We start from the raw sequence: 13,771 nt of genomic DNA on the forward strand, positions 1-13,771 counted from the left end.
GCATGAACGCCCCGATCGGCCGGATCGCCGAAAGCCTGATCCTGCCGCAACCCTATCTGCTCTTCCTCGGCGACACGACCGAGGCGGGCTATGCCAAGACCGCCTTTGGCCTCGCCCACTGGGCCTCCGACCGCTGCGTAGGTGAACTCGGCGTTTCCGGCTGCACGGTCAGCGCGGGTTTGCCGCGCCTGACCGCTGCCGAGGCGAGCGCGGCCGGCGCGCGTTCGCTGGTGATCGGCGTTGCGAACCAGGGCGGGGTGATAAGCGAAAGCTGGGTGGCTGCACTCGTCGAGGCGATGGAGGCCGGGCTCGACATCATCAGCGGGCTGCACACGCGCCTGACGAGCGTGTCGGCGCTGGTCGAGGCATCGCGGCGCACCGGCCGGCGGCTGATCGACGTCCGCACCCCGCCGCCGTCGATCCCGATCGGCAATGGACGCAAGCGCAGCGGCAAAAGATTGCTCACCGTGGGCACCGATTGCGCGCTCGGCAAAAAATATACGGCGCTCGCGCTGCACCGCGCCTTTGTGCTGCGCGGGATCGACGCCGATTTCCGCGCGACGGGGCAGACGGGAATCATGATCGCGGGCGGCGGCATCCCGATGGACGCGGTCGTTTCGGATTTCGAGGCCGGCGCCGCCGAAATTCTCAGCCCCGATGCGCCCGACGATCATTGGGATTTGATCGAGGGGCAGGGGTCGATCTTCAACCCCGCCTATGCTGCAGTGTCGCTCGGCCTCCTGCATGGCAGCCAGCCCGATGTCTTCGTCGTCTGCCACGATCCCTCGCGCAAGGTTATCCTGGGCATGGAAAGCTTTGCGCTTCCCAGTATCGAGGAGGTGATCGATCTGACCGTCCGGCTCGGCAGCCGAACCAACCCCGCGATCCGCTGCGGCGGGGTCAGCCTCAACACGTCGAGCATGGGGGCGGGTGAGGCCGCAGCGTTGATGGGCACAGAGAGCCGCCGCCTCGGCCTGCCCGTCGCCGACCCGATCCGCGGCGGCGCGGCTTTCGACGCGCTTGTGGACCATTGCCTCGCATGAGCGTGGCCGGGACCGGCGGCAGGATGCGGGGTTCCAATTGGTTCCAGCGTTTCCTGCTGCCCGGTTTCGCGCTGAAGGCGGTCATCATCGGCGGCGGCTATGCCACCGGCCGCGAGCTTGCCGAATATTTCGTGCCGTCAGGGCCGTGGGGCGGACTTGCCGCGATGCTGCTTGCGACGTCGATCTGGAGCATCGTCGCGGCGTTGACCTTCGCACTCGCGCGCAAGCTTGGAGCCTATGATTACCGCGCTTTTTTCGAAGGGCTGCTCGGCCCGGCGTGGATCCTGTTCGAACTGGCCTATCTCATCTTCGTCGTGCTGATCCTTGCGGTCTTCGGCGCGGCCGCGGGGGCGATCGGCGCCGCGACCTTCGGCTGGCCCGAACTCGCGGGATCGGCGCTGCTGGCGCTCGGCATCCTCGCCTTTACCGCCTTCGGCACCGCTATCGTCGAGCGATTGTTCCAATATGCCTCGCTGTTGATCTATGCGGTCTATGTCTTGTTCATCGTCTTTGCGTTCGCGAGCTTCGGTGACTTGATCGCCGACGGTTTTGCGAAAGCCCCGCCGCCGTCGGGCGATTGGGTGGCAGGCGGCGTCACCTATGCCAGCTATAACATCGTCGGCGCGGTAATCATCCTGCCTGTGCTGCGCCATCTGACCAGCCAGCGCGACGCGGTGGTGGCGGGGCTGATCGCCGGGCCGCTGACGATGCTGCCCGCGGTCCTCTTCTTCGTCGCCATGACGGCCTTCTATCCCGCGATCGGCAGCGCGACGCTGCCCTCCGATTTCCTGCTCCGCCAGATGGCGGTGCCCGGCTTTCACCTCCTGTTCCAGCTGATGATCTTTGCCGCGCTCCTCGAAAGCGGCGTCGGTGCGGTTCACGCGATCAACGAGCGCGTGTCGGGCGTTGTCGAGGCACGCGGCCGGCTCCCGCTCGGCGCCGGTGCGCGCGCCGCGATCGGCTCGCTCGTCCTCGTCGGCTGCATGTTCGCCGCGGCACGCATCGGTCTCGTCGACCTGATCGCCAGCGGGTACCGCTTCCTCGCGTGGCTGTTCCTCGCCGTTTTCGTGCTGCCGCTCCTTACCGTCGGCACGTGGCGCCTGCTGCGCCCCGAACCCGCTCGCCCAATGGAGGCTTTGCCATGAAACGCCTGCTCGCCCTCTGCCTCCTCGTATCGCTCGCCATGCCTGCGTGGGCCGACCCGCCTGCCGACATCGGTGAAAGCGTCGAGGCGCTCCGCCAGAAAGTCGGCGCCGCAGGCGTCTCGATCGCGATTGTCGAGGATGGCCGGACGACGCTGTCGCGCGGCTGGGGCGTGCGCAAGCTCGGCGAACGCGCGCCGGTCGATGCCGAGACGATTTTCCAGACCGGCTCGACGGGCAAGGCGATGACGGCGGCGGCGCTCGCGGTGCTGGTCGACGAAGGCAGGATCGGCTGGGACGATCCGGTCATCCAGCATATGCCGTGGTTCCGCATGTACGACCCGTGGGTCACGCGCGAGATCACGATCCGTGACCTGCTCGTCCACCGCAGCGGGCTGGGGCTGGGGCAGGGGGACCTGATGTTCGTGCCGCGCACGCATCTGACACGCAAGCAGACGGTCGAGCGCGTCGCCTATTTGAAGCCGAAGACGAGCTTCCGTTCGGCCTATGCCTATGACAACATCCTTTACGCCGTCGCCGGCCAGCTGATCGAGGAGGTTACGGGCCAGACATGGGAGGATTTCATCCGCGCGCGCATCCTTCGCGCGGGCGGCATGAAAAATGCGACCAGCGATAGCGCCGAGCGCTTTGCGACGCCGAACCGCAGCTGGCCGCACGCGCGCCTATCCGGCCCCTTGCGCGGCCTGGGGCCGCAGCAGGTGCTCGACGAACGCGATGAGCTCGGCCGCAACGGCGCGCCCGCGGGCGGTCTCGCGCTGAGCGCCGACGATATGGCGGCATGGCTTCGAATCCAGCTTGCGCGCGGCGCGTTGCCCGACGGCAAGCGGCTGTTCAGCGAAAAGCAGGCGATGGAAATGTGGGCGCCGGTCACGCCGATACCGATCACACCGCTGCCCGATGCGTTGAAGCCCGCGCAGCCGACGCAACAGGCCTATGCGCTCGGCTGGCAGGTGCAGGATTATCGCGGCCACCGCATCATCCAGCATGGCGGCGGCGTGTTCGGCTCGATCACGCGCGTCGTGCTGATCCCCGATCGGAAAGTCGGTTTCGCGATCATGATGAACAGCGAGGACAGCGGAATGCTCCTCGGCCTGACCTATCGGCTGCTCGATCACTATCTGGATCAGGGCGATCATGGGTGGATCGAGAAATGGGAAAATTGGTATCAGTCGCGGCTCGCCGGGGGCAAAGCCTTTCTCGAGCAAGCGAAAGCGTCGCCAGCGAAAAGCGGTCCCTCGCTTTCGCTGGCGCGCTATGCCGGGCGTTTCCGCGATCCCTGGTATGGCGATGTCGTGGTCGGGTCGGACAAGAAAGGGTTGACCATCGACTTTACCTCGACGCCCCGGATGGCGGGGCGGCTCGACCATTGGCAATATGACAGCTTCGTCACCCGGTTCGACGATCCGGCGATCGAGCCCGCCTATGTTACCTTTGCCCTCGACGCCGACGGGAAGGTGACGGGGGTGACAATGAAAGCGGTGAGCAAGATCGCCGATTTCAGCTGGGATTATCACGACCTCGACCTGAAGCCCGTGGAGGACAAGAAGTGAAACAACTGGCACTCCTGTTGACCGCGACGTCGCTTGCCGCCTGCTCGACCGGCGGGGATGAGCCGAAGGCGCCGGAGCCTCCACTGCACGGCCGGATGCTCGTGCTCGACACCCACCTCGATACCCCGCTCCATTTCGAGCGCGCGGAGTGGAGCTTTGCCGACCGCCACACCCTCACCGACGATATGGTGCAGCTCGATATTCCGCGGATGAAGGACGGCCACCTCGATGGCGGTTTCTTTGTCATCTATACCGAACAGGGACCCTTGACGGCCAAGGGTTATGCCGACGCGCTTGCCTTTGCGCGGCGACGGTCGGACCTGATCGACCGCACGCTCGCCCGCTATTCCGACGCGATCGCCCCCGCGCGCACCGCCGCGGATGCCGGGCGGCTGACGCGGGAGGGCAAGCTGATCGCCTTCAAGTCGATGGAGAACAGCTATCCGCTCGGCGAAGACCTGACGCTGCTCGCGGAGTTTTACGACACGGGCCTGCGCATGGCGGGCCCGGTGCATTCGCGGACCAACCAGTTCGCCGACAGCGCGACGGGCGAGGCGCGCTGGAAGGGGCTGAGCCCGCTGGGCAAGCAATGGGTGGCCGAGATGAACCGGCTGGGCATCGTCATTGACGCGAGCCATTCGTCCGACGCGGCGTTCGACCAGATGCTCGCGCTTTCGAAATATCCGATCATCCTGTCGCACTCCAGCCTGCGTTCGGCGCATGCTCACCCGCGCAACCTCGATGAAGCGCGGCTGAAGGCGCTGGCCGCCAAGGGTGGAGCGATGTGCATTTCGACGATCTTCATGTCCGACATGAACATGACCCCGGCGCGCGCCGAATTGTTCGGGCAATATGAACGGATCGGTACAATGACGGCGGCCGAGCAGGCCGAACTGAACCGGAGATGGCGCGAGCTCGACAAGAGCGAGTCCTTATGGGCCGCCGATTTCGATGATTATATGAGGATGGTGCTACGTGCGATCGAGGTCGCCGGTCCCGATCATATCTGCTTCGGCGCCGACTGGGACGGCGGGGGCGGCCTCAAAGGCATCGAGGACATCACCGCACTGCCCAAGGTCACGGCACGGCTGAAGGAGGCGGGTTATTCGGACGCCGAAATCGAAAAGATGTGGAGCGGAAATGTCCTGCGCATCCTCGCGGCGCAAGGCAAGTAACGCTCAGCCCCGAAACCGTTTGGGGTCGATCCCCAGCTTCGCCATCTTGTCGTACAGCGTCTTTCGCGGCACGCCGAGCTGCGCCATCGTTTCGGCGATATGGCCGCGGGTGTGGGCGAGCGTGTCCTCGATGATCGCCATCTCGAAGCGGCGCAGCCGTTCGGCAAGCGGGGCGCCCGTCGGCATCGCCGCGCGCGCGGGATCGGACGGCAGGTCGAGCACGACGCTATAGGCGAAATTCTTGAGCTCGCGGACGTTACCCGGCCAATCATGTTCGACCAGGTGCCGGCGCGTGGCGTCGTCGATCTGGAACCCGGCCAGCCCCATTTTCGACGTCGCTTCGTCGAGGAAATAGGCAAAGGTTTGCGGAATGTCGGAGCGGCGTTCGCGCAGCGGCGGGATGCGGAGCTTGACGACGTGCAGCCGGTAATAGAGATCTTCGCGGAAATCGCCGCCGCGCACCGCGTCCATCAGGTCGGTCTTGGTCGCCGCGACGACGCGCAGGTCGACGGGTTCGGGCGCGCTGGCGCCCAGGGGCTGCACCTCGCGCTCCTCGATCACGCGCAGCAGCTTCGCCTGTACCGCCGGGTGCATCGTGTCGATTTCGTCGAGGAACAAGGTGCCGCGATGCGCGCTGCGGATGCGTCCCGCCTGCCCCAGCTTGCCCGTTGTGCGATCGGTGAGGTCGCTGCCGAACAGTTCGGCTTCGGCGAGGTCGTGCGGCAGAGCGGCGCAATTGACCGCGACGAGCGACGCTGCGCTTCGTCGGCTCTGGCGGTGCAGCATATGCGCGACCAGTTCCTTCCCCGTTCCCGTCTCGCCCTCGATCAGCACGTCGATGTCGGCCTGCGCGAGCTGCGTGATCGTCTCGCGCAGTCGGACCATTGCCGGGCTTTCGCCGATGAGCGGACTGTCGATTGCTGCGGCTGCGGCGGTCAGGCGCCGGTTGTCGAGGATCAGCGCGCGGTGCGACAGCGCGCGCCGGACCACGCCGACCAGATGATCGGCCGCAAAGGGCTTGGCAAGGAAATCGAACGCCCCGTCGTGCAGCGCGCGTACCGCCATCGTCACATCGGCGTGGCCGGTTATCAGCACGACAGGGATGTCGGGGTCGATCGCGTGGATCGCGGCGCGCAGTTCCAGCCCGTCCATGCCGGGCATCCTTATATCGGTGACGACGATCCCGGCGAAATCGGCGGCGATGCGCGGCAAGACGCTCTGCGCGTCGGCAAAGCTTTCGACCGCCAGACCTGCAAGGTCGAGCGTCTGCGCATTGGCTTCGCGCAGCGCGGCATCGTCGTCGACGAAAAGGACTGTCTGCTCGGTGGTGAAGAAACTCATGCGGACCTCAGCGTCACGCGGAACCCCGCGCCGCCGAGCGGCGAGGGGATGAGTGAAACTGTGCCGCCGAATCCCTTCACAATGTCGCTGGCAATCGCCAGCCCCAGCCCAAGGCCGTCGGGCCGTCCAGTGACGAAAGGGGTGAATAGTTGTGGCGTGATGTCGGCAGGGACGCCGGGGCCGTTATCGCAAATCTCAACGATCACCGGGTCGCTGCCATACGTGGTCAAGATGATCCGCGCGTCGCCCATATCGCGCATCGCATCGGCGGCATTTTGCAACAGGTTGACGAGGACCTGTTCCAGCCGGACGCGGTCGGCGTGGACGCTCGCGACAGGGTTTTCCAGCTCGACTTCGAGCGCGATACCCTGCGCGCGCAGGCGATCGCCGATCAGCAGCAACGTGCCATCGATGGCCGATTGCAGGGTTACGGGCCCCAACGGTGCGGGCACGCGGCGTGCAAAATTGCGCAGCTCGCCGGTGATCGCGCCGACGCGTGCAGTCAGCGCGACGATATGGCCCAGATTGGCGCGCGCTTTTTCGTCTTCCGCACGGTGCAGATAGGCGAGGGCGTTTTCGGCGAAACTGCGGATCGCGGCGATGGGTTGGTTGATTTCGTGCGCCACCCCCGCGGTGATCTGTCCGATGGAGCCGAGGCGGCTGGCCTGCGCCAGTTCCTCGCGCGCGGCGCGATAGCGCCGGTCGGTTTCGGCTTGCCGCTCGGACGCTTGCCGCAGTTCGTCGTTCGCATCGCTGAGGTCGCGCGTGCGCGCGGCTACCTCGCGTTCAAGCGCCTCATGCGCTGCCTGCCGAAGCGCCTGCCGCTCGACAAGGCGGAGCAGGGTCACGATCGCCGCGCCGACAAGGATGAGGAGGACCAGGAATATCACGCGCGCGGTGGCATCGGCGCTCGCGCGTGCAGGCTCGGCGGGCTGGAGCAGGCGCAGTGTGCTGCCGGGCAACGACACGCGTTCCGCCACCTCAAAATAGGATCGGTCGCGGGCACGGGACAGGTCGCCGGTGCGGTTCAGGGGAAGCGGATCGAGTGGCGCGTCGCCGTAGCTGCGCGTCGCGCGCAGCCGCCGGCGCTCGCTCGGCGACAACGTGCCGAAAGACCGGAAGCGCCAGCGCGGCGCGCTGCTCATCACGACGATGCCCGCGCCATCGGTGACGAGCGTTGTCGCAGCCGAATCGGCCCAGTGCGTTTCGAGCTTATCGAACTCGACCTTCAGCACGATGACGCCCAGCGCGCGGCCGCCCGTATTGACGCGCCGCGCGAGGTAAAGGCCGGGGCGTCCGCTCACCGTGCCCAGCGCGAACAATTCGGCGTCGCCGCGCTGCATCGCATCCTTAAAATAGGGGCGGAAGCGATAATTCTGGCCGACAAAGCTGGTGGGCGACTGCCAGTTGCTCGCCGCGATGGTCGTCCCTTCGGCGTCGAGCACATAGATCACGGCCGCATCGGTGCGCGCCGCCAGCTGTTCGAGTTCGCGGTCGAGGCGGCGCGACGCGGCGTCGCTCTTGTCGGCAAGCGCCTCGCGCACGTCGGGAAATTCGGTGAGCACGCGGGGCAGCAGGCGGAACTTCTGCAATTCGCTTTCGAGCAGGCTGGTATGGGCGCGGGCGTTCTGCCGCGCCTCGACGGCGGTTTGCGTCCCGGCGCGATCGGCGGCCCACCGCGTGAGGCCGAATCCCGCGAGAAGCAGGATCGCCAGCCCGGTTGCGACCGCAATCAGCAACCGGCGGCGGCCGGTAGCGGACGAGGTGACGGGCGACTCCAGCGACTCGGGCATGTGTGGATTATTGCACATATCTCGGAAATGATATGCGGAATTTCACACATTCTGGATGGCCCTATCGACGTGATTTCTTAATTAACATAATAATTACAATATATTGAATGATGTTTGTTGCCGGTTTGACGCCCGGTTTCCCGGCTCCCTAAACTCGCCCAAAGGCGGCGAACGGTCGCAAGTCGCGCCACAAGGCGCACAACAAAGGGGAGAGGCTGGTGGCAGCCAATGTCAATGCGATGGCAGCACCGATGCCCGCGCGGCGCCGCGTCTGGTGGTCGCATCTATATGTGCAGGTCCTCGCAGCCATCGTCGCCGGCGTGCTGCTCGGCCATTTCTGGCCAGCGGTCGGCACCGAACTCAAACCGCTCGGCGACGGTTTCATCAAGCTGGTGAAGATGATCATCGCGCCGGTCATCTTCCTGACCGTCGCCACCGGTATCGCCTCGATCGGCGGTGAGACGAAAACGCTCGGCCGCGTCGTCGGCAAGACCTTTGCCTATTTCCTCTTCTTCTCGACGCTCGCGCTGATCGTCGGGCTTGTGGTCGCCAATGTGGTGCAGCCGGGCGCGGGGATGAACATCGATCCCGCGACGCTCGATGCGGGCGCGGTGGCGCAATATCAGGCGAAAGCACATGAGGCGACGCTGACCGCCTTCCTGCTCGACATCATTCCCGTCACCTTTGTCTCGGCGCTGACCGAAGGATCGATCCTGCAGGCGCTGTTCGTCGCGATCCTCTTCGGCCTTGCGCTGTCGCACGCGGGTGAACCGGGGCGGCAGGTACTGGGCTTGCTCGAAAAGGTCTCGACCGTATTCTTCGGCCTTGTCGGGATGCTGATGAAGTTCGCGCCGATCGGGGCGTTCGGTGCGATGGCCTTTACCATCGGTAAATATGGCGTCGACTCGCTCGCCAACCTTGGCCTGTTGATCGCGACCTTCTATCTGACCTCGCTCTTTTTCGTCATCGTGATCCTCGGCGCCGTCGCGCGCTTCTCGGGCTTTTCGATCTTTCGGCTGATCGCCTATCTCAAGGCCGAATTGCTGCTCGTGCTCGGCACCTCTTCGTCCGAGGCAGCGCTGCCGAGCCTCATCGAAAAGCTCGAAAAGGCGGGCTGCGCCAAGCCGATTGTCGGCCTCGTCGTACCGACCGGCTACAGCTTCAACCTCGACGGCACCAACATCTATATGACGCTTGCCGCGCTGTTCATCGCGCAGGCGGTCGGCGTCGACCTCAGCCTCGGCGACCAGATTGCGCTGCTGCTCGTCGCGATGGTGAGTTCGAAAGGCGCGGCGGGGGTAACGGGTGCCGGCTTCATCACGCTGGCCGCGACGCTGTCGATCGTGCCCTCGGTTCCCGTCGCGGGGCTCGCGCTGATCCTCGGCATCGACCGCTTTATGAGCGAGTGCCGCGCGCTCACAAATTTCATCGGCAATGCCCTCGCGGCGATCGTCGTCGCGGGTTGGGAAAACGGGCTCGATCGCGCGGCGCTCGTCCGCGCGCTCGCCGGCGAGCCCGCGCCGCTCGCTGCGCAGCCGATCGAGACCGACACCGACTGACCGGACGAACAAACAAGGGAAAGATGGGGGATGATATGATCAAGACGAAACAAAGCCGCTGGGTACGCCAGAGCAGTCGTATCGCGATGATCGTCGCGGCCGGAATGACCGCGACATTAGTGCAGGCGCAGGAAACCGCGCCGCAGGGTGAAAGCACCCAGACCGCGACCGACGAGGAGATCGTCGTGACCGGTTCGAACATCAAGGGCGCATCGGACAGCGGCGCGATCGCGGTGACGACGCTCGGCAAGGAAGAGATCGACAGCTTCGGCGCCAGTTCGACCGGCGAGATCATGGAATATATCGCGCAGGCGGGCTCGGCGGAGATCAACGGCGCCGCCGACGGGCCGAACGATGCGCGCGGCGATGTCGCGACGGTCAACCTTCGCGGCCTTGGCACCGGCAATACGCTGATCCTGCTCAACGGCCGCCGCATTGCGGCGCACGCCGCGAACCAGGACATCGGGTCGACCCCGCGCCAGATCGTCAACGTCAACGCCTTTCCAGCGACGGGCATCGACCGGGTCGAGGTGCTGCGCGACGGTGCGTCGGCGCTCTACGGATCGGACGCGACCGCGGGGGTGGTGAACACGATCCTCGACGCCGACTTCAACCGCAATGTGCTCAACTTCGAATATAGCAAGCTGGAAGGGACCAAGTCCGACGAGATCAGCATCGACGGCGGCTTCGGCGTCGAGTTCAACAAGGGGCGCACGCGCCTGATGGTCTCGGGCAGCTATTATGACCGCAATGGCCTGTTCTCCAGCGAGCTTGGCCCGCAATTCAACTCGGTCGACAAACGTGCTCTCCTCGGCGACTCGCCCTTTGCGACCGAAACGACCGACTTTCGCAACACCTCGACCTCGTCGCCTTTCGGGCAGTTTCAGGTCGGGTCGGTCAATGCCGACGGTGTGTTCGTCGGGCAGCGCGTGCGCCAGGGCTCGACGGCGCTGACCAGCACGAGCGGCGTATTTCATATCCAGCCGTGCGGCTTCCCCGGCACCCGCGCCGAACTCGGCACGGGCAGCGAAGGCTGCATGGGGCTCGACGACGGCTCGCTCGATACCGCGCTGCGCTATGATTTCGGGGCGAACCAGCCGAACAATTCGCTGAACGAGGGCGTCAACATCACGAACGATCCGGTAACGGCAAAGGGGCGTCAGCTGATTTCGTCGGCGAAACGCTACAACGCCTATGCCAATCTGGAGCATGAGTTGGAGGGCGGCGTCGAACTTTTTGCCGAGGCGCTCTATTACCGCGCCACGACCAGCTCGAACCGTGCGGCGCAGCCCGTCGACAGCGGGCTCGCTTTCCTGATCGTCCCGGCGAGCAATTACTGGAACCCCTTTGGCGCGGTCGGCAGCCCCAACCGTTTGCCCGGCCTCAACAGCGGCGACGTCCCCGCCGAGGGGCGCGACATACTGCTCGTCAACTGGCGGCCGACCGACCTTGGCCCGCGCTTCATCGACACGCAAACCGAAACCTATCGGCTGCTCGCCGGGCTGCGCGGCCAGTTCGGCAATTGGGACTGGGAAGGCGCGGTGGCGATGAGCGGCAATCGCACCGAAGACACCGAAAGCAATCGCCTATCGAAAGCGCTGCTCGCGGCCGAGCTTGCCAAATCGACCCCCGACGCGATCAACCCCTTCGGCGGCCCCAATGCCAACACGCAGGAACAATGGGACCGGGTGCGGATTTCCAACACCAATGTCGGCACGACCGAATTGATGACCGCCGATTTCCGCATATCGAACAGCGATGCCTTCGACCTGATCGACGGCCCCGCCGGACTCGCTTTCGGCGCCGAGTGGCGGCACGATTATTATGAGGAAGATCGCGACCCGCGGCTCGACGGGACGATCATTTTCGATGAATCGAACGTCTCCGGCGTATCCGACGTGGTGGGGGTCAGCCCGACGCGCGATTCGAGCGCGGGCCGCGATGTCTTTTCCGCCTTTGGCGAAGCGCTGATCCCCGTGCATCGCGGCGAGGGGACGTTCATCAACGACCTGACGCTGCAACTCGCCGTGCGCGGCGAATATTTCAACGACATCAAGGACGGGGCGGTAAAGCCCAAGATCGCGCTGTCGTGGTTCCCGGTCGAGGCGTTCAACCTGCGCGCCGCCTATTCGCAAGGCTTTCGCGTTCCCAACCTTGTCCAGCTCAACCGCGGCGACATCTCGCGGCTCAACCTGGGCACGGAGGATTATTATCGCCGCGACGTAACGGGCGATCCGGTATCGACCGGCGATGCCTATCTCGCCTCGGTCCGCCAGTCGAACCCCGACCTCAAGAACGAGGATACCGAAACCTTTGTCGTGGGCGCGACGCTCGATCTGACCAAGGCGTTTGAAAGCAACATCTTCCGGCGTTTTGCGATCAATATCGATTATTGGCGTTTCGAACAGTCGGGCGTGATCGGCGCCTTTGGCGACCAGGAAGCGCTCGCGCTTGACTTCCTGCTGCGCCAGCAGGGATCGAGCAATCCCAACGTCGTCCGCGCGCCCGTAACGGCCGCCGACCAGGCTGCCTTCGACGCCTATAACGCCGCCAATCCGGATGCGCCGCGCCAGGCGGCGGGGCAGGTCCAGTTCATCGTCGATCCCTATATCAACCTTGACAGCCAGGTTGCCGACGGTTTCGATTTCGGCCTGTCGACCAGCATCGACGCGGGATCGGCGGGCACCTTTCGCTTCGGGGTGGAGGCGACCTACCTCAACAAGCTCGACGTCGTGCGCAACGACCTGCTAGCGGCGCTCGCCCAGAATCCCGCTTTCGCCGGTGACTTTGCGGAATTGCAGGTCGACCGCGTCAAGCTCGACGGCAATCCGCGCTGGCGCGGCACTGCAACCTTCGGCTGGCGGCTCGACGATTTCAGCATGGGCGGGTCGGTGCGCTATGTCTCCGACATGATCGACACCAGCGCCGACATCACCGTCGATGGCGAGACCGTCTATTGGAAGGTCAAGGAGGATTGGCGCGTCAACCTCTATGGCGAATATCGTTTCCGCCTCGGCCAGCGGCGCGACGTGCGGCTGCGCCTTGGCGTCAACAATGTCTTCGACAGCGCGCCGCCGCTGGTCGACGAAAGCTATGGCTATTACCCCGAATATCATTCGGTTAAACCGCGGGAGTTCTATGTGCAGCTTCGGGGCAGCTTTTGATGCGATATGGGAATGAAACCGCTTCGGGGCTTCGATCCACGGGACCCCTGAAGGCCATGTGGGGCGGCGTGTTGCTCGCGCTGGCGGGGTGCGCGCCCGGCCACGCGGTCGCCAGCGCCGCCCCGCATGGCGACGCCGCGGCGGTACAGGACGAGCCCCAGGCTGCGCCGCGAACGATCCTGTTTATCGGTAACAGCTTTACGCAGGGTGCGCATTCGGCGGCGCGCAACTGGCGCGCGGGGTCGGTCACTGATCTTAACGAGGCGGGTTATGGCGGCGTGCCCGCGCTGTTCAAGCTGTTCACCGAGCAGGCGGGGCTCGACTATCGGGTCAGCCTGGAGACGCAGGGCGGCAAGTCATTGGGCTTTCATTACGACGAACGGCGCCAGCGTTTCGACCGCGCGTGGGACGTCGTCGTGCTCCAGGAATTCAGCACGCTCGACCGCGACCGGCCCGGCGATCCCGGCAACTATCGCCGCGATGTCGACCGGCTGACCCGGCTGTTCAAGGCGCGCAACCCCGCAGTCGACATCCGCCTGATGGCGAGCTGGACGCGCGCCGACCAGACCTACACGCCGAAGGGGCATTGGTATGGCAAGCCGGTGACGGCGATGGCGGAGGATCTGCGCGCCGCCGCAAATCAGGTGCGTGCCGCCAACAGCGCGGTGACCGGGATTCTGCCGGTCGGGCAGGCGTGGAACCGCGCGATGGCGGAGGGGGTTGCCGATCCCAACCCCTATGACGGCATCGGCTATGGCCTGCTCGATCTCTGGGCCTATGATCATTATCATGCGAGCGTCGCGGGCTATTATCTCTCGGCGCTGGTGACATTCGGCGCGGTCACTGGCCGCGATCCGACGACGCTTGGACCGGACGAGAAGGGCGCCGACGAACTCGGCCTCTCCAATGCGCAGGCCGCGGCGCTTCAGCGCGTCGCGCGCGATACGCTGCGCAGCGCGGGCGGCTGAGGCGGCGCGACAAGC

At 65.3% G+C, this 13,771-nt stretch carries 9 protein-coding genes; 7 read left to right on the top strand and 2 right to left on the bottom strand.

All coding sequences use genetic code 11. The annotated features are described in order from the left end of the window. Positions 1-2: 2 nt before the first annotated feature. From RIA72_RS05730 to RIA72_RS05745, 4 genes are read left to right on the top strand one after another with little or no spacing between them, the layout of a single operon-like run. Complete coding sequence (locus RIA72_RS05730; protein ID WP_350031362.1) at positions 3-1,043, top strand: N-acetyltransferase DgcN family protein; 1,041 nt, start codon at positions 3-5, stop codon at positions 1,041-1,043. Between the two features lie 23 nt (positions 1,044-1,066). After that, on the top strand, positions 1,067-2,188 hold the full coding sequence (locus RIA72_RS05735; RefSeq protein ID WP_350031363.1) for a YkvI family membrane protein: 1,122 nt from the start codon (positions 1,067-1,069) through the stop codon (positions 2,186-2,188). Beyond that, positions 2,185-3,756, top strand: coding sequence for a serine hydrolase (locus RIA72_RS05740; RefSeq protein ID WP_350031364.1), 1,572 nt, complete (start codon positions 2,185-2,187; stop codon positions 3,754-3,756). Before RIA72_RS05735 ends, RIA72_RS05740 begins: the two co-directional genes overlap by 4 nt. Continuing rightward, a complete protein-coding gene (locus RIA72_RS05745; protein ID WP_350031365.1) occupies positions 3,753-4,931 on the top strand; it encodes a dipeptidase in 1,179 nt (392 codons plus the stop codon). The genes RIA72_RS05740 and RIA72_RS05745 overlap by 4 nt, the downstream gene beginning before the upstream one ends. Before the next feature lie 3 nt (positions 4,932-4,934). Here RIA72_RS05745 and RIA72_RS05750 read toward each other — a convergent pair whose 3' ends face one another. Then, entirely contained in the window at positions 4,935-6,272 is a 1,338-nt protein-coding gene (locus tag RIA72_RS05750; protein WP_350031366.1) for a sigma-54-dependent transcriptional regulator, read from the bottom strand. Continuing rightward, the gene (locus tag RIA72_RS05755) at positions 6,269-8,065 is read right to left on the bottom strand and encodes a sensor histidine kinase (protein WP_350031367.1); all 1,797 of its coding nucleotides are present in this window, start codon (positions 8,063-8,065) and stop codon (positions 6,269-6,271) included. The genes RIA72_RS05750 and RIA72_RS05755 overlap by 4 nt, the downstream gene beginning before the upstream one ends. 218 nt (positions 8,066-8,283) lie before the next feature. On the opposite strand from RIA72_RS05755, the gene RIA72_RS05760 reads away from it, so the two are divergent. From RIA72_RS05760 to RIA72_RS05770, 3 genes are read left to right on the top strand one after another with little or no spacing between them, the layout of a single operon-like run. Continuing rightward, the gene (locus tag RIA72_RS05760; RefSeq protein WP_502957935.1) at positions 8,284-9,624 is read left to right on the top strand and encodes a dicarboxylate/amino acid:cation symporter; all 1,341 of its coding nucleotides are present in this window, start codon (positions 8,284-8,286) and stop codon (positions 9,622-9,624) included. 35 nt (positions 9,625-9,659) lie between these two features. Then, a complete protein-coding gene (locus RIA72_RS05765) occupies positions 9,660-12,788 on the top strand; it encodes a TonB-dependent receptor plug domain-containing protein (RefSeq protein ID WP_350031368.1) in 3,129 nt (1,042 codons plus the stop codon). Positions 12,789-12,844: 56 nt separating this feature from the next. Further along, a complete protein-coding gene (locus RIA72_RS05770) occupies positions 12,845-13,756 on the top strand; it encodes an SGNH/GDSL hydrolase family protein (RefSeq protein ID WP_350031369.1) in 912 nt (303 codons plus the stop codon). Positions 13,757-13,771: the final 15 nt, after the last annotated feature.

Origin of the sequence: Sphingopyxis sp. (genome assembly GCF_040216815.1) — a bacterium.
Lineage (GTDB): Bacteria > Pseudomonadota > Alphaproteobacteria > Sphingomonadales > Sphingomonadaceae > Sphingopyxis.